The 18,389-nt window shown below is 43.3% G+C and carries 18 protein-coding genes; 4 read left to right on the top strand and 14 right to left on the bottom strand.

The annotated features are described in order from the left end of the window. Positions 1-3 precede the first annotated feature (3 nt). On the bottom strand, positions 4-1,911 hold the full coding sequence (locus RCC89_01570) for a PAS domain S-box protein (protein ID WMJ71866.1): 1,908 nt from the start codon (positions 1,909-1,911) through the stop codon (positions 4-6). Between the two features lie 215 nt (positions 1,912-2,126). Continuing rightward, on the bottom strand, positions 2,127-2,531 hold the full coding sequence (locus RCC89_01575) for a hypothetical protein (GenBank protein WMJ71867.1): 405 nt from the start codon (positions 2,529-2,531) through the stop codon (positions 2,127-2,129). Between the two features lie 499 nt (positions 2,532-3,030). On the opposite strand from RCC89_01575, the gene RCC89_01580 reads away from it, so the two are divergent. Further along, positions 3,031-3,357 carry a thiol-activated cytolysin C-terminal domain-containing protein gene (locus RCC89_01580; GenBank protein ID WMJ71868.1) on the top strand — a complete coding sequence of 109 codons (327 nt, stop codon included), beginning with the start codon at positions 3,031-3,033 and terminating at the stop codon, positions 3,355-3,357. A gap of 590 nt (positions 3,358-3,947) precedes the next feature. On the opposite strand, the gene RCC89_01585 is transcribed toward RCC89_01580, so the two are convergent. The 4 genes from RCC89_01585 to RCC89_01600 form a co-directional block, all read right to left on the bottom strand. Next, positions 3,948-4,307 carry an RHS repeat domain-containing protein gene (locus tag RCC89_01585; GenBank protein ID WMJ71869.1) on the bottom strand — a complete coding sequence of 120 codons (360 nt, stop codon included), beginning with the start codon at positions 4,305-4,307 and terminating at the stop codon, positions 3,948-3,950. Beyond that, the gene (locus tag RCC89_01590; protein WMJ75683.1) at positions 4,190-4,801 is read right to left on the bottom strand and encodes a hypothetical protein; all 612 of its coding nucleotides are present in this window, start codon (positions 4,799-4,801) and stop codon (positions 4,190-4,192) included. Before RCC89_01590 ends, RCC89_01585 begins: the two co-directional genes overlap by 118 nt. A 277-nt stretch (positions 4,802-5,078) precedes the next feature. Further along, positions 5,079-5,474 (bottom strand): hypothetical protein, encoded by a 396-nt coding sequence (locus RCC89_01595; protein ID WMJ71870.1) that lies wholly within the window; start codon positions 5,472-5,474, stop codon positions 5,079-5,081. 2 nt (positions 5,475-5,476) lie between these two features. Further along, on the bottom strand, positions 5,477-6,202 hold the full coding sequence (locus tag RCC89_01600) for an RHS repeat-associated core domain-containing protein (protein ID WMJ71871.1): 726 nt from the start codon (positions 6,200-6,202) through the stop codon (positions 5,477-5,479). Here RCC89_01600 and RCC89_01605 point away from each other — a divergent pair. Further along, the gene (locus RCC89_01605; protein WMJ71872.1) at positions 6,177-6,557 is read left to right on the top strand and encodes a hypothetical protein; all 381 of its coding nucleotides are present in this window, start codon (positions 6,177-6,179) and stop codon (positions 6,555-6,557) included. The genes RCC89_01600 and RCC89_01605 overlap by 26 nt on opposite strands. Positions 6,558-6,721: 164 nt before the next feature. On the opposite strand, the gene RCC89_01610 is transcribed toward RCC89_01605, so the two are convergent. The 4 genes from RCC89_01610 to RCC89_01625 are packed head-to-tail and all read right to left on the bottom strand — an operon-like array spanning position 6,722 to position 8,586. Continuing rightward, positions 6,722-7,162 (bottom strand): hypothetical protein, encoded by a 441-nt coding sequence (locus RCC89_01610; GenBank protein WMJ71873.1) that lies wholly within the window; start codon positions 7,160-7,162, stop codon positions 6,722-6,724. Beyond that, positions 7,163-7,753 carry an RHS repeat-associated core domain-containing protein gene (locus RCC89_01615; GenBank protein ID WMJ71874.1) on the bottom strand — a complete coding sequence of 197 codons (591 nt, stop codon included), beginning with the start codon at positions 7,751-7,753 and terminating at the stop codon, positions 7,163-7,165. Positions 7,754-7,760: 7 nt separating this feature from the next. After that, entirely contained in the window at positions 7,761-7,997 is a 237-nt protein-coding gene (locus RCC89_01620; GenBank protein WMJ71875.1) for a hypothetical protein, read from the bottom strand. Between the two features lie 4 nt (positions 7,998-8,001). Continuing rightward, entirely contained in the window at positions 8,002-8,586 is a 585-nt protein-coding gene (locus RCC89_01625) for an RHS repeat-associated core domain-containing protein (GenBank protein ID WMJ75625.1), read from the bottom strand. A 56-nt stretch (positions 8,587-8,642) separates the two neighbouring features. Between RCC89_01625 and RCC89_01630 the strand changes: the two genes are divergently transcribed. Both RCC89_01630 and RCC89_01635 read left to right on the top strand, forming a co-directional pair. Continuing rightward, positions 8,643-9,128 carry an integrase core domain-containing protein gene (locus RCC89_01630; GenBank protein WMJ71876.1) on the top strand — a complete coding sequence of 162 codons (486 nt, stop codon included), beginning with the start codon at positions 8,643-8,645 and terminating at the stop codon, positions 9,126-9,128. 134 nt (positions 9,129-9,262) lie between these two features. Continuing rightward, entirely contained in the window at positions 9,263-9,523 is a 261-nt protein-coding gene (locus RCC89_01635; GenBank protein ID WMJ71877.1) for a hypothetical protein, read from the top strand. Between the two features lie 142 nt (positions 9,524-9,665). On the opposite strand, the gene RCC89_01640 is transcribed toward RCC89_01635, so the two are convergent. Genes RCC89_01640 through RCC89_01655 form a run of 4 tightly spaced genes read right to left on the bottom strand, consistent with a single transcriptional unit; the run spans position 9,666 to position 17,604 of the window. Further along, complete coding sequence (locus RCC89_01640) at positions 9,666-10,328, bottom strand: hypothetical protein (protein WMJ71878.1); 663 nt, start codon at positions 10,326-10,328, stop codon at positions 9,666-9,668. Between the two features lie 13 nt (positions 10,329-10,341). Next, positions 10,342-14,433, bottom strand: a complete 4,092-nt coding sequence (locus RCC89_01645; GenBank protein ID WMJ71879.1) for a DUF6531 domain-containing protein — start codon at positions 14,431-14,433, stop codon at positions 10,342-10,344. Between the two features lie 32 nt (positions 14,434-14,465). Further along, positions 14,466-15,824 (bottom strand): hypothetical protein, encoded by a 1,359-nt coding sequence (locus tag RCC89_01650; GenBank protein ID WMJ71880.1) that lies wholly within the window; start codon positions 15,822-15,824, stop codon positions 14,466-14,468. Positions 15,825-15,834: 10 nt separating this feature from the next. Beyond that, on the bottom strand, positions 15,835-17,604 hold the full coding sequence (locus RCC89_01655; GenBank protein WMJ71881.1) for a phage baseplate assembly protein V: 1,770 nt from the start codon (positions 17,602-17,604) through the stop codon (positions 15,835-15,837). Between the last annotated feature and the right edge of the window lie 785 nt (positions 17,605-18,389).

Below are 18,389 nucleotides of genomic sequence, written 5' to 3' on the forward strand. Positions count from 1 at the left end.
CCCTTAAAAGCACTTTAACTGGATCGCAAAAGTTGTTCCTTTATCAAGTTCACTCTCTACCTCAATTTTACCTCCTGCATTTTCAACCATCCGCTTTACCACATAAAGCCCAAGCCCTGTCCCTTCTACATGTTGATGGGCTCGTTTAAACATATCAAAAACTTTTTTCTGGTATTCTTTGCTAAGCCCCAAACCATTATCTGAAACCTTCAGGTAAATGCAATTTTCCTGCTGCTCAGTTAAGATTTGAATATATGGCTTTCTTTTAGGCGAAGAATATTTAATAGCATTTGAAACTAAATTATATATTATACTTCTAAGGTTCTTTCTTGAGTAAACAATATCTTTGGCCTTAAAATCAACATAAATGTTTGGCTGGTACTTTTCTACCAAATCATTAATATCAGGCAAAACATTGCTCCAAATATCTTGAAAAACAAGACGCTCATAATCCTGTTCCGGTGCACGCTGAACTTTGGTAATTTCAGTTAAATCTTTAATGGTGCTTTTGAAGCGATGAACAGATGACAGCAAATAGTCTATAATGGAGGACTGTTCAGCATTAAGGTCAAAGTCTTCAATATATGCATTAAGCAGACCCTCCATGTTGCTAACAGGAGCTTTTAAGTCATGTGAGGCTGCATAAATAAAATTGTCAAGGTCTGTATTGATATGCATTAACTCTTGGTTTTTGCTTTCAAGTCGCATTTCAGCATTTTTCAATTCAGCTTCTATAGTTTTCAGATAATGTATATCTGTTGACGTTCCTAACCACTGGGTTATTTCTCCTTGATTATTTTTCAAAGGTGTAGCCCTAGCCAAGTGCCACCGGTACGAACCATCGCTCCCCCTTTTAAGCCTTACCTCCTTCTCATAAAGTTTTCCTGCATTAATTGCATCTTTATAAATTTTGCTTGTTGAAGAAAGGTCATCAGGGTGCAACACCTTTTCCCAACCCCACAATTTAGTTTCTTCATACGTCATTCCTGTATAGTCATACCACTTTTGACTATAATATACAATCTCTCCAGAAGGCAACGCTGTCCAAGTGATTTCGGGCAGGTTTTCCAACAGCTGCTGTATTCTATTTTCGTTATGCTTTACCTCCCTGTTCGCCTCAACTGCCTGAGTAACATTATTGGCGATAACAGTAATACCGCCCACAGTCCCATCAGGGTCTACAATAGGATGGTACACCATATCAAAGTATATTACCTTTTTATTCTTTCCAATATCACTCACCTCAATAGGCATTTCTTTACCTATAAAGGGCACCCCCGATTGAATAACATCATCCATAATTTCTTTATAGCCCTGTTTTATTAATTGAGGGAAAGCTATAAATAAGGGTTTGCCTATAACTTCTGAGGCTTCCTTGTCCCAAATGTCATAAAAAGGGGGGTTGGCTATTTCAATAATATAATCTGCCCCTGTGAGCTTACCCATTGCAAAAGGAGACTTCTGCGATAGTTTCTGAAAAACCCTCCTTTCTGCTTCGGCAGATATTTCATGAGAATGCGTGATATCTTCTACTTTATGAAGAATATAAAGAACATTGCCATTATTGTCCAGCACGGGGGTGTTTACAGGTTTCCAATACTTCATGGCAAAACCACCTCCTGGCTTACGTACATCATAGCGCTGCACAGCCATCTCATGAGGTCTTTTATTAGCAATAGTATACTCTAATGAAGTCTTCAGGTTATTAACACCTTGAACCTCTTCGGCAGCAGGGTTGTCAGGAAAAACATCAAAAATGTACCTTCCAATTATTTTCTCCCTTTCCGTCAGGGTCGCCTCCAGGTAAGCATCTGTTGCGTTAAGGATATAAAACTTCGGATCTAGAAAGAGGTATAGGTCCGGCGCTTTATTAAATATGTCAAAATCTTGAGGTTGAACAGCAGCTGCCACAGTAAATAAAAGATGAAAGAAACCTTAAATACAAATATGATTCAGTTTATAATAATAGAATAAATAAGTAAACCACCATATTATTACAGTAGTTAATGAGTCAGCTAATTTAAAGAGAAATATTGCTAATTATTAAATAAAACACAAAAGTTAAGGAAATGCTGTTTAAAAATAAACTGCCGATATACCCGGCAGTTTTAATCATAACCAATTTATTAGAAAGAATCTCTACCATTCATATAATACTGCTCCAGCTCTTCTGGGCTTCCACCTATATAGTTGCCCTCACGGTTGTAGTAATACGTGCGGTGAGACCGAACATTACCTTGCCGGTCATAGCGTGTGCTTGAAACTAGACGACCCTGGTTCTTTACGCTAGACCATTGCCTAGTACCGTCCCTTCTAAAATATAGTTCCATTTTTTTGTACTTCTCTCCTCGAGCGTCAAAGAACATCTTCTTGTGATAAGAGATATTGCACTGCCTGTTAAAATAAATAACCTCCCTTTTAGTACCATTGCCATAAGCCACTACATGATCTACTGGCTCACAAGAATCATTGCCATGTCCTAGGAAAGGGAAAAATAAAACGACAGCTAGGATATAAAAAAACTTTTTCATAAGCATAAAAAGTTTAGTTTCTATCATTACCGCAAAAGATGTGCCAATAAAAAGGAGAACATCGTAGATAAAAGACCTAATATCGCAAACCAAACACTTTCCATACCTAAATTACCTATGCAGGGTGCTGGTTATACACCCTGCAATAAGCTTAACTTAAAGACTCGTGCACACACAGTACATTTCCTTCTGAATCTTTAAACCACGCCGACCTTTCAGTATCTGAATCCTCTGTCACTAAAGTTGGCATCACCTTTTTGTTTTTTAGCTTAAAAATATCTGACTTGTATAAACACAAAACCTAAAATGAACCCCACTTGTCCGATTTTTAAGTATAAATGACCTATTATTAACCATCTGTTTAGCAGCGACTAATGATATTTGCACCATCAGTTATGAAAAATGATGGGGACACCTTATGAAGCCATCAAAAATAAATGAATAAGGCGAGGATGCTGAAAATCGTAAAGAGTAGGCAGCAATTTTAATTACTTTTACAATGGAATTTAAAGATGTTATTAATGCTCATTATGATGCAGAACAAGGCGGTTCAATCCTTATTAGGTGCGAAGGAGGTTATGTAGCCCGTTTTACAGTTTCCTATACTTTTCAAGGAAAGGAGTTCAGCAAGCATTCCGGAAACATCTCATTAGGGGTCAACAAATCTGAATCAATCCCAGCAGGAGCAACAAACATACACCTGAAGGTAGAAGAAATGTGGGGCTTTGGCTGGTCTACCATTTTTACAAAAGACTTTGGCAGCCCAGTGACTAAAAAATATAAGGTGTACGGAACGACATTAAACCCTAAGTACTCCGAAATATAAGCTTTTAGCACATATGTGCAGGGTAAGTTGTCACTTGTAAACAACTAAGGATAGGGACAGCTTGCCCTGCTTAAAATTAAATATTTACTTTTACATTGATTTTCTGAAAGTTATCATTCAACTCCTAACTCCGCTCATCAAATAGAACAAATATGTTCTGCAGGCTACATATACACTCGCCAATAATAGTAAGGTAAAATACCAGATTTCTGGTATTTTTTTTATTATTTGATGTAGCAATAATCTCGAAGTCGAACAAGTTTTTCTTATAAGTTCATCAAAAAAAGAAAATTATGACTGAAGAAGACAAGCGTTTCATTTTGGGTTTCATAAAGTTGTCCACTCTCCAACAAAATCTTAGACAAAAATTATCAACACTAAAAATTTAATGCCGATCACGAGGACACTAACTTCCCCTCTAGTCTAAGATTAGCGATAGCGTATCTTAAACCTAAAACATTGCAAGCTTGTAGCTTGCATAACGTGAGTTGAGAAAAAAAGAAAATGAGAAACCGGAAGGTCTTTTGGAAAGGCTTTCCGATTTTTTCTGTCTGAACCGGGATTTTCAGGATTATAGAATTAACAGGATTTTAAAAGGAAACCTGACCCGTCCCATACCCATCTTGTGCCCCCCTACAAGCTGGCCCGTCGCTAAAATGATTTACCAAATCATTTTTTAACGCTCCGTCCTCATCAAATATCTTTGCTGTCCTTCGCCCCAGTGCATCATACTCGAAACTGACGGTTTTGTTATCGGGGCGGGTCACTTGTTTCAGGCTGCCGTTGCCGTTCCACTCGTAATGCCAGTTGCCCTCTTGGGTCGCCTTCTGGATTAAATTGCCTTCCTCGTCGTAACTGTACTTGTCCCCTTTGTTTTCCAGCAGCTTTCCGCCCGCGCCGTATTTCCGGTCTTTCTTTTCCTCTTCACGGAATATGTTGCAGCCCTGCAAGCTGGCTCGTCGCTAAAATGATTTACCAAATCATTTTTTAACGCTCCGCCCTCACTAAAATAGTTTTCCTTTCCCCGTATACGATATTCCTGAACGGTCAGGCTTTCGATCAGGTTGCCGAAGCTGTCGTGCCGGAACCTAGTGGCAGTGTCTGTCAGCACGTCGTGGATGCGCTGCAGGCGGTCGTTGGGGTGCCAGTAATATTGCATGTGGCGGTGCAGGCGACGGGCACCGGTGCCGTTCCAGGTCTTCTGTTCCCTCGGGCGTCCCGACAGGTCGTAGGCGAACTGGTTCTTTACGTTGCCGATGCCGAGTACCCTGTCCAGTTCCTGTCCAAGGCTGTTGTAGGTGATCTCTGCCTGCCACGGGATCTTCATGCCCTGCTGGCTGGCCTGCATACTGGTGACAAAGCCTGACTCGTTGCGCCCCAGCTGTATGTCCGCACCGAGGCTGCTGCCAATGTGCTGTCTCAGCCCCAGTTTGTCGTACCACATGGTGCCCTATTCTGTCTTTCCCTCTGAAAGTAAGAGCGGAGAAGTACCAAATAAACACCTATTTTTCCTTACAAATTGCGGAAGCTGGCAGGGAAAGGGTGCAAGTTGACAAAATAGGTTACGGAATAATTAAAAATCCGTAACCACAAAGTGCTCTTTAAGAAACTGTCACTAAAACAAATGTAAAAATAACAAACCATCAAAGTGTAATCATCTGATTACATGCTATTTAGAATATACGAAAGACCTAATAAGGTTTTACCTGGGCGTTGTGCAGCTATCGGGCTCTAAAGTAAAAATCTTTTCCCGAAATTTTTAAAGCGGTACCAAAAGGCATGTTTTTATACTTACTCATCAATAAAATTAATTCGTCCCAAGAGTATGACCTATATGATATTAGCACCCTGTCTTGTTCTCTGTTCTTGATTATTAAAAAAAACTTGTCTTTGGGTTGGTGGTTTTTTGAATCAATATCTCTTCCTCTGCTTGCAGATATGACTTCAAACTGACATAAGTCACTAGGATACATTTTAATGCAAATAGAAGCTTCAATTTTATTCCTCGGGCTTAAATAATCTTCTTTAGACTCTTTAGACTCTTCCTCTCTAATAATTACCCAATGTTCAGTATCGTAATTAGGGTTATCTGTAGAATATTCAAAAAATAGTTTCATACTTAATATAATAGATGTAGGTTATCAAAAACGCCTTTTTCATTATTCCATGCATTAACATGTGATCCAATTTTATCACTTCCGAAGTCATGGCCTAAAACATCATCTCTCCATCCTGAACTTTTGTCCTGAGAATATTGCCCAATCTTCGTGGGGTTGTCTTTCCAAGTTCTTGGACCTCCCCTAAAATCACCTTTTGTAACTCTAATAGGATTATTACCTAAATTTCCGGCAATTTCAGATGCTGCCTGTCGCGCTGCTCGTCTATTTGGCATTTGATAATGCCCATCTTTTAATTTAAATCCCCCATGTTTACCTATAATCTCTTCCGCCCATTTAGTAGCTTGATCATTCGCAAAGCAATCTTTATGAGCAAATTGATCTATTAGACAATTAGGATCACTAACATATGAAAAAACATTCATCCCCCCCCAAATTCTAATCGGATCCTGGCTCACGTACATCGCCTCGTCAGGGGCGTAGTAACGGAAGCGGTTGTAGTACAAGCCCGTCTCCACATCATGGTACTGTCCTTGAAATCTAAACGGAATAACCCCTACCTCCCCTTCACAGGATTTTACCTTCCCGTACGCCTCATGCTCGCACTTCCAGACGCTGTCGCCGTATTTGTCATAGGCCTCTTTAGGGGTGCCAAGATAATCATTTATGATGGAATGGAACCGAAAAAATCTCCGGCAGGCAGTGAGTAGTTTTAATATATCCACCACCACCGTTATGACCGACGATGGTACAGAAAACACCCATCTTAATACAGAAGCAGCGCACATCATTGCGCAGAAGGATGTATTTTTTTCAAACAGCATGGTGGAAGCCGTTAACAAACACCTCAAGTACCAGTACATCTTTCCTAAAGGTGAAATTGAGTCCCTTGAAAAGCTTATATTTTTACTTCAAAATTCAATAGACGATTACAATTCCAAACCCCACGGTGCCCTTTTCGGTCTTACTCCTCTTGAAGTGATGAATGGAAAAATACCCGACAAACATCAATTTAGTGTTCAGATTGCCGAAGCTGGTAAAGAAAGGGTAAGAATAAACCGGATGGGTTGCGGCATCTGTTAAGAATACCAGACCAAAGTTTCTTGCTTATACCAGAAATAAAAACTTATACCAGACCACCATTCACAACATGATGATGGTCTGCAAATTCGAATATCCGAAAGCCCTAATATGGTTTTGTCTGGCGTTGTGCAAGGTGTGGTGTGATGCAGCAATAAACTAAAAAATTAAGCAAAGTATTCTCTAATTTCTATATCCTTGAAAACTATTTTAATCGTTTGTCCATTTACAAAGAAAAATTCATATTGAAAAGACCCATTTTTCAAAATATGAAACTGATGCACAACCATATCTACTTTTTTAAAGTTTTTGATGGAACTACTAAATTCTAATTTAATAACATTCTTAAAAGAAAATTCAAATATTCTATTATCATAGGAGCCTTTAAGCTTTATCAGTAACTCATCCTTGCTATTTCTATTGTTAATCTTATACAGAAAATGAATCAAGTATGAATCATGAAGAGTTTTTTCATCTTGAAACAAATAACGATCAGGGTCAACAATAAAATCTTGTATGTCCGGTGGTATTAAGTTTACATTCTTTTCTAAATAATTAAAGTATTCATCAAAATACCAAACACCTTTCTTTTTATAAATTTTACTCATTTAATTTTTACAGATTTTTTTCAATTTGTTTGATACACTATTTGGAAGAGAAGGGGCTTCTTTATGGCCATGTTTATTAATCCAGCCTCCATTAGAGTTCATAACACCTACTTCCTTCAGACCTTTTCCTTTAACTTTGTAAACATGTATTTCATAATCTGCCAAACCCTTATAATTAAAAATATCCTTACGACCTCTATATCCATCACCTAAATCTAAAGGAGCTATTTTTCTTATTGCATCATCTCCCTTCTTAGCCATTAAGCCATAAGGATCAATGATAGAGTTACAATCATGCACATACCCATAAAACCTATCGCCTCCACTTAACCCAATCGGATCCTGGCTCACATACATTGCCTCGTCCGGGGCGTAGTAGCGGAAGCGGTTGTAGTAAAGACCCGTCTCCACGTCATGATACTGGCCTTGGAAACGGAACGGAATAAACCCGACTTCCCCCTCACAGCTTTTTACCTTCCCGTAGGTCTCATGTTCGCACTTCCAGACGCTGTCGCCGTATTTGTCATAGGCTTCTTTTGGGGTGCCAAGATAATCATTTATGATGGAATAGAGCCGGACTGCAAAAAACAAAAAACTATTAAGGTTCTTCTTGATTTAACCTATCTGACAATTGCGCCAATTTTGCCCTAGAAGGACATATATCGTAAACATTTCGTGTAAAATCAATAGCATTGTTTTTGCTCTTACTTAAATTTTTAAACAAACTTTTCAAAAACCTTATTTCTTTCTCTGAAACAAAAATACCTTCCTCTTGTCTATATTTATCAGAAGAAATAAGTTTATTTAATTCATTTTCTATTTCATTATGTATCATGCTTTTATTTAAAATGATATGTTGTTTTAAACCAATTTGGATCTAATTCATCTAACCATATTTGATCTCCTCCTCCTTTTAGAAGTTTACCATTATTTTGTATTTGCGGTGCCGCTTTCCCTTTCCAAATCGTTGTTTGTGCAGGAATTTCAACTCTGGTTATTTTTGAAATTGAATTCCCCCATTCTTGTTTCAAGGCTAGTCTCTCCCTTGCAGACAATCTACTTGTAAACTTTTCTGAAGATAGGAAACGGCCAATTTTACCAGCTTTCCCTCCATGGACACGATACACAACAATAGGAGCTTCAAGAAGAACTCTTTCAACCTTCTCATCCAAAAATGTTTTTTGAACACTTTTTCTTAGTTGATTAGAATTGACCTTACACTCACTCAACCCCAAAACATCCACCCACGCATTACTATCCTTCACATACCCATAAAACCTATCACCCCCCATTAACCCAATAGGATCCTGGCTCACATACATTGCCTCGTCAGGGGCGTAGTAACGGAAGCGGTTGTAGTAAAGACCCGTCTCCACATCGTGATATTGCCTCCCGAATGCTGCGCTTCGGGACAGGCTCGGAATCTAAAAGGTATAAAATCCTCTGCTCCTTCGCAAGATTTTACCTTTCCATAGGCCTCATGCTCGCACTTCCAGACGCTGTCACCGTATTTGTCATAGGCCTCTTTAGGCGTGCCAAGATAATCATTTATGATGGAAAGGAACCGAAAAACCTCCGGCAGGCAGTGACTAGTTTTAACATATCCTCCACCACCGTTATGACCGACGATGGTACAGAAAACACCCATCTTAAAACAGAAGCAGCGCACATCATCGCTCAGAAGGATGTGTCTTTTTCAAACAGCATGGTGGAAGCCGTTAACAAACACCTCAAGTACCAGTACATCTTTCCCAAAGGTGAAATCGAGTCTTTAGAAAAGCTTACTACAGTACTTCAAAATTCAATAGATGATTATAACTCAAAGCCACACGGTGCGCTTTTCGGACTTACTCCTATGGAAGTAATGAGCGGAAAAATACCCGATCAACACCAGTTTTCGGTTCAGATTGCCGAAGCTGGTAAAGAAAGGATAAAAATTAACCGGATGGGTTGCGGAATCTGTTAAGAGATCGGAACGAAGTTCATCCCTTATACCCAAAAAATAAAATCAAAACAGACCATCACTCACAACAGTCTGATGGTCTGACAATTCGAATATTCGTAAAGGTTTAAATGGTTTTGTCTGGCGTTGTGCAGAGCATGGTGGAAGCCGTTAACAAACACCTCAAATACCAGTACATCTTTCCTAAAGGAGAAATCGAGTCCCTTGAAAAGCTTACTACAGTACTTCAAAATTCAATAGATGATTATAACTCAAAGCCACACGGTGCCCTTTTGGGACTTACTCCCCTGGAAGTAATGAACGGAAAAATACCCGACAAACATCAATATTCTCTGCAAATTTCTGAAGCTGGTAAAGAAAGGATAAGAATTAACCGGATGGGTTGCGGGATATGCTAAGAATACCTGACCTGAGTTTCTTGCTAATGCCAGAACAAAAAGTTAAAACAGACCATCATTAACAACATGCTGATGGTCTGTTAATTTGAATATCCAAAGGTTTTAAATGGTTTTGTCTGGCGTTGTGCAGTGCAGAGTGCTATTAATAATAATACTCATTCAATATCTGATCCTTTTCATTATGTCCCGTAGCTGTCTTTATGTCTATATAAATTTTATACTCTAAAGGAATAGATCTATCAAAAATTAAATCCTTATTAGGATCGACATTTTTTCCTAAAATATGGCATAAAAAGAGTCTTTCATTAGATAAAGGAAACACACATAATCCTGTTAACTCATGTTCATCAATTATATTATTAGCATCCAAAGGAATATCATGAAGAATGATCTTCTTATCTTGGTTTCCTCCTTTGGAAATGTCTCTCGAAATGAGGCTTCCACCTGGTTTATCTCCTAAAATGATAAATTCTCTTTCATTTTCAGTTTCTGCCCAAACTTTCACTTTTCTATTTCCCATATATCCTTGTATCCATTCTTTAGGCAATTCTCTGTTTAAATCAGGAATAGCATCCTTGACTACACTAATATTGCTGCTCTGTAAGAATTGTTTTGTTACTGAATTCACAAACAAAGTTTCAAAAAAACTTAAATCTATCTTGCCCCAATTTTCACTATCCATAAAAGTGTTGTAAAACCTTAAATAAGGGGACTTAAGCATTTGGGCTATTACATATGTTCCTTTTCTTGTTTCAATACTTATTATCTTGTTTTCTTTCCAAGGAATTACTTTTTTCTTTTCCATTATTGATTATACTTTAAGAACATTTTACTTTATTTTTTTTACTTAAATGTTCATCTGCAGCTTTTAAATACTTTTTCCTCTTTTTATTTTTTGGACCTACTGGGTTTTGAGCATTAGCAACTTGATCCTTTCCATACTTATCCACATCTGCTTCGTATAATCGTTGTTCTAATCCTCTTGCTGTTTGTTTACCTTTCATTCCTTCACCTTCATAAACCACACTAGGAATATCATCTAACTCATCAAAAATCCCTCCGTATCTTCTGCTTACGATTTCATCAGCTGTTAATCCTAAATCACTAGGAGCGCTTGCATATCCAGTATAGGGTTTTCCACCTTTTACTCCTTGGTAGGTTACATGAGTCCTTCCAGCTCCTGAACTCACATTTAAACCTAAAAGATCTATCCATGCATTACTATCCCTCACATACCCATACAACCTATCTCCCCCCTCAAGCCCAATCGGATCCTGGCTCACGTACATTGCCTCGTCCGGGGCATAATATCTAAACCGGTTGTAGTAAAGACCGGTCTCGGTATCATGGTACTGACCCTGGAATCTAAAAGGAATGAAATCTTCCTCACCCTCACAGCTTTTTACCTTCCCGTAGGTCTCATGTTCGCACTTCCAGACGCTGTCGCCGTATTTGTCATAGGCTTCTTTTGGGGTGCCAAGATAATCATTTATGATGGAATAGTATTCTTCCCCGACTATTTTTGCCGCTGGCTTAAAACTGCCATCATCGAACACCCAGGTTATTAGGTTTTCTACAGGCTCTTCGCGGTCTTTGGACAAAAAGCCCCATTCGTCCACCACATCTTTGGGGCGGTTCTCAAGGTCGTATTTCCATTCATGTATGGGCGTGTTTCCGTCCCACAGCCAGCGGGTGATCTTTCCGTCATATATTTTGGCTGTTCTACGCCCCAGTGCATCATACTCGAAGCTGACGGTTTTGTTATCGGGGCGGGTCACTTGTTTCAGGCTGCCGTTGCCGTTCCACTCGTAAATCCAGTTGCCCTCTTGGGTCGCCTTCTGGATTAAATTGCCTTCTTCATCGTAGCTATATTTATCCCCTTTGTTTTCCAGTAGCTTTCCGCCCGCGCCGTATTTCCGGTCTTTCTTTTCCTCTTCACGGAATATGTTCCCGACTTCGTCACGGAAGTAGTTTTCCTTTCCCTGTATACGATATTCCTGAACGGTCAGGCTTTCGATCAGGTTGCCGAAGCTGTCGTGCCGGAACCTGGTGGCAGTGTCTGTCAGCACGTCGTGGATGCGCTGGAGGCGGTCGTTGGGGTGCCAGTAATATTGCTTGTGGCGGTGCAGGCGACGGGCACCGGTACCGTTCCAGGTCTTCTGTTCCCTCGGGCGCCCCGACAGGTCGTAGGCGAACTGGTTCTTTACGTTGCCGATGCCGAGTTCCCTGTCCAGTTCCTGTCCAAGGCTGTTGTAGGTGATCTCTGCCTGCCACGGGAGTTTCATGCCCTGCTGGCTGGCCTGCATACTGGTGACAAAGCCTGATTCGTTGCGCCCCAGCTGTATGTCCGCACCGAGGCTGCTGCCAATGTGCTGTCTCAGCCCCAGTTTGTCGTAGCTGCTCTCTACCGTGTAGCCGTCCTGGTCTTCTTTGATTACCCTGCCGTTCTTGTCGCGGGTGAGGATCACCTTGCTGTGCTGGTTTACCGCCTCTATCAGCTGGCCGTCCTTGTCGTAGGCATAGGTCTCCCAGGTGCCGTCGCTGTGCTCGGCGCGCCAGATCTGACCCTTGCGGTTATATTCATAGGTGGTGTGCCTGCCGCCCGGCCTTTCCACTTTTATTACCTTGCCCGCTTTGTCGCGGACGTATTTTCTGGTAAGGCCGTCAAAGCCCGCCTCTTCCACGATATCGCCCCTGCCGTTCCTTTTGAAGCGGTATACCTCCCCGTGCTCGTTGATTATGGCGTTTAGCTGCTCTTCGGTATCGTACCTGAAGTGTACCTTGGCGCCGTCCTCCTCCCGCAGCTTGATGCTGCCGAGGGGCGTGTACTCAAAGCGCACCTTGTGCTGCATGTCCTCGGCATGGACCACCTCGTCATAGGCATTGTAGGACAGCTTTATGATGTTGCCATCGGCTAGGCACACGCGCACGGGCCGCCCAAGGTCGTCATAGTAGAAGTTCTGCTCGCGCTTTTCGGGGTCTTTGGAGTAGAAGCACCGCCCGAAGGCGTCATAGCCCCATTCCTGTTCTGCACCGTCGGGGAAGGTGACCTGTGCCAGGTTGTGGTCTCCGTCGTACTTGAATGTTGTGTGCCGCCCTTTGTTGTCGCGTATGCTTTCCACCAGCCCCTGTCCGTTGTACTGGAAGCTGCTGACGCTGCCGTCGGGGTCTTCCACCGACCACAGCAGGCCCTGTTCGTTGTAGACCTTTACCGTGCTCCTCCCTTCGGGGCTGACCGACAGTATCTGGCGGTCCTGGTCGTCATAGACAAACACGGAAGAGGTCATGTCGGGGTACACCACCGACTTGAGGTTGCCCCGGTCATCGTAGGTATAGCCCGTCAGGTTGCCTTCTTCGTCAATGTCCCGGTAGGGCTCAAAATAGTCGGTGTACTCGTGGAAGATATGGTTGCCCTCCGGGTCTGTTACCTGTGTACAGAGGTTGTCTGCATTGTAGTAACAGACGGTCTTGCGGCCCAGGGAGTCCGTCATCACGTTTTTGCCCTGTCCGTAATCCAGCCTGACTTCCAACAAGCCCCCGTCGCCCCAGGTGTGGATACACTTGGCACCGGTAGAGTGGCCGTCGTACTCCCAGTAAAATGTCTGGCCGTTGCGGTCGGTCTTGGACACCATCAGGTGGTTGCGGTACTGCATCCTTGTTTCCTGTCCGAGGGCATCGGCAACCACCTCCATGTCGCCGGCCTCGTTATACCGGTATTCCACCAGGGTCTTTTCTTTCTTTTTGTGCCTGGCGGTAATTTTCTTGATCCTGTCCCCATGGTCCAGGTGCAGCCTGATCTCGCGGCCTGCCGTGTCGGTGATCCAGGTCAGGCAGCTGCGCTGGTTATAGGTAAAGTGCAAGGCCTGTCCGGCCGTGTTTTCAAGTTTTACGGGGCTGAAAAACTCCCTGCCTTCTTTCCGGAAGGTATAGGTCAGGTTTTTTTCATGGTCTTTCAGGCGGTATTCCCTAAAGTTGACACAGGTAAGGGTGAGCTTTTCCATGCGGTTGTAGAAGGATTCGCCCTCTGCCACCAAAAAAGGGAAGGAGGCTGTCCTGCCGTCGGGCAGCACCAGCATGATGGCCTCTTCTTCTTTGAAAAAGTGCAGGGAAAGGTCGTAACAGTGGTGCATGCCGTGCCCCAGCGGCCCTTCATAGGAGGAGTCCGAGTACCAGCTCCTTTCCCAGGTGACGGGCAGTGGCCCGGGGAGCTCGAAGTCCGTGCCCCCGTAAATAACGCGCCCTGTGACCATATCCACTGGGTCACCGATACATTTTGTAAGGCTGTCTTTCTGCCCTTTGGTATGTTTTCCTGCGGCCTTTACCTTTTTCTTGCATGCCGAAAGGCCAGCTTTTCCGGCTTTTCCCCCTACTTTGAGCAGCCCGCCGAAACCATAGGACATGGCCAGCCTTTTGGCGGCACCGGCCAGGTCGGGCGCATAAGGGCCGCCTACCATGACAGGCTTTCCGCCCGGCAATGGGACGGTCTGCGAACTTGGCAGGAAGAGACTCGGCCTGGGCTTCATCTTTTTGCCGGGGGTGGCGGTGAGCGGCATGCCGATGTCGTTGCAGCTCATGACCATATATCCTGCGGGGCTGAGGGCCATGCCCTGCGCCTTGACGGTAAGGCTGCCGAAAAAGTTGACGGACTCGTGCCCGATCATGGGCATCATGGTGAAGGGGCCGCCCATAGGGATATGTTTTGTTATACCGAGCATCCCGTTGGTGTCGCTGGTGCCACGGGGCACGCCGTTGATAAATACCGTGGATCCGATAAAGGGCACATAGTCCATAGGGTCCATGACAAAGCCTATGAAAGGGTGCGGTATGGGTGTCGGTACTCCGGGCGGTATGGTAACCATGTGGATGTCCATACCCATGACCATGGTATAGTGCTTGTTGGCTAAAAGCATACTATTAAAAAATATATAAGTCCATAAAAATCTTAAATAACAATAAAGCGCTTTTTGCGCTTAGACTCTTTTTTATGCCGCTCTGCCGAACCCATCCATTCAGGTCCGTTCAGCCCGGCCATAAAAGTATCAATCTCTGCACAGGTTGCCCTGTCCTTTTTCTTCCTGCAAACCTCATGGTAATCAAAAGCTATATATGCCATACAGGAGGCCTCCAGCTCTTCCGGTTTCAATGCCGCACCTGTCCTGTAAGCTTTTTCCAGCAATAAGGCATGCTTCTCTTTATCCTTTTCCTTATACAGGTCAGCGGCCTGCCACCATGCGGTAAGTGCCTGAACCGGCATGCCATACTGCACCGCAAGGTCACCCTGCTCTTCGAAAATAGCAGCCGCCATACTTTTTTTACCTTCTATCTGACAACAGGCTGCCATATAGCCCTGTCCCGTAACAAGGAGCTGCTGACATGCATTGTCACCGGCATCCAGCCCTTTACGGGCAAGCACCAAACCCCGCTCTATTAATGTTTTTATCTCTCCGGTTTCTTTGAAATTAAAAAGCATGGCACCATAGGTAAGGCTAGCCACGGAGAGAAAATATGCAGATCCGGTGGACTGGGCAACTTCAAGACCCTTCTGCCCCCATTGCTTCACCACTGAAAGGTTATTGTCATTTACAGCGTCGGACATCTTCAACACACATTCCCGGAAGCGAACCTCAGGATCTGCAGGCCCTGAAGGTGTGTCCATTCCGGCACCCCCGTTGTCCTCATCTCCCCCTGTGCTGACATAAAGTGTCTTAGTCTGTTCAGGGTACTTATGCACCAGCTTATCAAAATAGCGTTCATCGGCAAAATCAAATACCATGAACAGCACATCTTCCGGCAGCCCAACCTTCAGCAGATTGTCCAGCCACTGGGTATAATCTTTAACATCAGAAACAAGCTGCGGGTAAAGGGCAAGAGCAAGCTTCAGGCCGTTACAGGCAGCCCCCTGAAAATCACTAAGAAAATCAACAAAAAGCCTGTCCCCGTCCACATCCTTGTCTTCAAGAAGCACCTCAAACTTCGAAAGGCTGCCGAAATAGCTATACCCACTGTTTTCCAGTGACTGCACAAGGTTTTCATCTTTTCCCAACTCCTTGAGCCAGTCCTTCATCACTTTTTTGCTATGGCCACAGGCTCCCTCAAAAGGCATGAGCATGGTCACCACCACTTCGGGGAGCGCCCCTGAGGCAGAAGCTTCCAGGCGTAGGAACCCTTCAAATAGTCTGGGCTGGTCATCTTTCAAGAGCCACCTTACAAGCTTGCACTCCTTAAGCGGAGAAGCCTCTGCAATCCACTTATTCTGGATTTTGTTTATCTTCAAGGCTATCGGGTTGTGTTCGTTGTTCATAACATCCCTTTTAGTTGAGGTTCAACAATCCGCCTTTTACATTGGTCATAGCAGTACCGTCCATATCGACCATGGCACTCTGTAATTTTAACTGGGCTTTCCCCTCAACTTCCACAGAAGCTGCCCCGATTTCCACTTTTGAACTGCTGTTGACAGTAGTTTTGGTGGTTCCGTCTATGGCCACTTCCTGAGAACCTACCTCCACTTTGTTTTTACCTTCTATCGAAACCTGCTTTTCTGCAACAATATTTATTTCTTTCGATTGTATATCAATCTTGTCAGGGGCAGAGATGGTCATGGAACCGTCACCGTTCAGTACAATGGTACTTCCGCCGGGGTCACTTATTGTCACGCTCTCCTTGGCGTCGTCAAGGGTAACGGTACAGCCACTTTTTGTTGTAAGGCTTTTAACATTGTTCCCATCGCCCCCGCCAGAAGCATTTTTTCCGTGAAACATGCTCCCGAGCACAAAAGGCCTGTCCGGGTCATTATACCTAAAGCTTACCACCACCTGGTCGCCCACTTCCGGTATGAACACAAAGCCCCGGTTGGTGCCCACTTTATCACTGGCGCCGGCATCCGGGCTCATTACCCGTATCCAGTCCGTTGTTTTGTTTTCCGCCTGCTGCCACAGCATCTGTACCCTCACCCTGCCCAAGCCGTCAGGGTCATTGTTGTCCTTAACAAAAGCTATCTGGCTTTCCGCAAGGGGCTTCTCCGCATTAAAAGGCATTACCTCGTTATCCGACGGTATGGCCTCAAAGCTGTTGGAATAGGCACCCGTTCCGGACAAATGGTGTACGAGGCTCGTTACAGTATACTCTCCGTGGTCTTCATAACCTATGCCCAAGCCTTTTTTTGAAACTTTGACCGTAACCATATGACCGACCTTTATTTTTGGACAATCCCCTTCACCCTCCAATATCACAGCCGATGCGGCAAATTTCTTTTTGTGTATTTTAGCATAGCGGTCTAGGTCGCTTTGGGTACTGACCCGTGTTTTTACTGGTTGGGAAACAGGGTTTCTGTAAAAACTGTCTGAGGTTTCCAAGGCTTTGCGGGTATAACTTCCGGAGTCTACCTGACCGGGCAGGTTACCGGTCATTACATTATCGTCTTTGGAATGATAGCTGTAATGGCTGATGGTCGATGGCACCATCTTCATGGAAAAGCTCATCCGCGAGATATGCTCCCCATAAATAAGATCGGTATTTTCAGGACTTGCAGGTTTCCCGAGATATAGCTTATAGCCATCGTAGAAAAACCATTCCCCGTATTCACAGGCAAGCCGGTTGATAAAGCTGAAGCGGCTCTCCCCGTATTGGCATACATAAGGTATGGCACCTGCAAAAGCAGGTTTTGCAATAACTTCCATGTCATTTCCGGCCACATCCTTCATGGCCTCCTCCAAAGCCTTTTTAAGTGTAATGTCCTCAAACGAAGTGTGATGGGCGCCGGACTCCATAAGCCAGGTAGGGCTGTACCCTTTTAGCATAATATTGCCCCATAACCCTTCCTCCTGTAACATGGAAACTTCTGTGATTAATCCCTTAAAGACATTGTCGTCTGCATCCTTGTCGCCGAAGCAAACGGTCAGAAAATTGCCAATGTAATCGCGGGCATCAAGGATGGTATGCGCTCCCGGTTCCTGAAGGGTATCCTGATCGACTACAAGCTCAAATACATGATGAGAATTAAATGCTTGGCGAATAGTAAGGCTGTTAAAGTGCACAATGGCCTTGCCATCTATGACAATTTCGTATTTTATTTCTCTTGACATGCTCGGAGATGTTTTAAAGGGTTAAAAATCTTATAGTATTATTTAAATATTTTATACCTGCTTTCTCCTGCGAAAAAACAACACCAATAAAGCAGGCAAGCTGGCAGTAAGGCATACAGTAAAAAATATTAGTTTGTTAGCTGCTATCTTCTCTGGCATAGCCACCATATAGCCTGCCCAAATAAAAAAAAGCTTAACATGAACCAGGAATAAACCCTGCCAGAACGAAAATCAAAAAAACCTGATTTACGGACCCTTTCAGCACTGCTCCTCTGTACGTTTGCACGGCCAATTGCTTCAAAAAAAATTTTCTTTATTTGCTTCAGCACCCGGAAACTCTCAGACGTGTCAACCAGGTAGAGGTTGTCTTTCCTAAACCGTAAGACCAGCTCTTCCTTATAAATGTTTTTTGTCAGGTTATAACTAACCAAAGCTTTTAGAGGGCAGATCTTATCACCTAGATACAGCATTCCCTTCAAAATCTCAGCCCGTCTCCTTCTTCGTATTATCTTGTTTGTAAATAGGAGTGCTAAACTGCATAATATAGACACAACAAGAAAAAGGACAAGACCACCCCCGGTTATTAAAAAAGTAGCGCTTCCCAATAATGCTATAACCATAGAGCAAACACATAGGTAAAGCCCAAGCTCCCTTAAAGTATAAGATAGTACAATCTGCTTTTCCATACTATACAATTTACAATCTACCTGAGACTGTAGTTAGCAAAAAAAGTAAAACAACATGCTACAAGAACAGCAAAGGGACCAAAAAACAGAAAATAACTG

The organism is Cytophagaceae bacterium ABcell3 (assembly GCA_030913385.1).
In the GTDB taxonomy this organism is placed as follows: Bacteria; Bacteroidota; Bacteroidia; order Cytophagales; family Cytophagaceae; genus ABcell3.

Coding starts and splice junctions, on each gene's coding strand:
- RCC89_01575 (WMJ71867.1), bottom strand. CDS start 2,531: ATGAAAAAGTTTTTTTATATCCTAGCTGTCGTTTTATTTTTCCCTTTC.
- RCC89_01580 (WMJ71868.1), top strand. CDS start 3,031: ATGGAATTTAAAGATGTTATTAATGCTCATTATGATGCAGAACAAGGC.
- RCC89_01590 (WMJ75683.1), bottom strand. CDS start 4,801: ATGTGGTACGACAAACTGGGGCTGAGACAGCACATTGGCAGCAGCCTC.
- RCC89_01595 (WMJ71870.1), bottom strand. CDS start 5,474: ATGAAACTATTTTTTGAATATTCTACAGATAACCCTAATTACGATACT.
- RCC89_01610 (WMJ71873.1), bottom strand. CDS start 7,162: ATGAGTAAAATTTATAAAAAGAAAGGTGTTTGGTATTTTGATGAATAC.
- RCC89_01620 (WMJ71875.1), bottom strand. CDS start 7,997: ATGATACATAATGAAATAGAAAATGAATTAAATAAACTTATTTCTTCT.
- RCC89_01630 (WMJ71876.1), top strand. CDS start 8,643: ATGCTCGCACTTCCAGACGCTGTCACCGTATTTGTCATAGGCCTCTTT.
- RCC89_01635 (WMJ71877.1), top strand. CDS start 9,263: ATGGTGGAAGCCGTTAACAAACACCTCAAATACCAGTACATCTTTCCT.
- RCC89_01640 (WMJ71878.1), bottom strand. CDS start 10,328: ATGGAAAAGAAAAAAGTAATTCCTTGGAAAGAAAACAAGATAATAAGT.
- RCC89_01645 (WMJ71879.1), bottom strand. CDS start 14,433: ATGCTTTTAGCCAACAAGCACTATACCATGGTCATGGGTATGGACATC.
- RCC89_01650 (WMJ71880.1), bottom strand. CDS start 15,824: ATGAACAACGAACACAACCCGATAGCCTTGAAGATAAACAAAATCCAG.
- RCC89_01655 (WMJ71881.1), bottom strand. CDS start 17,604: ATGTCAAGAGAAATAAAATACGAAATTGTCATAGATGGCAAGGCCATT.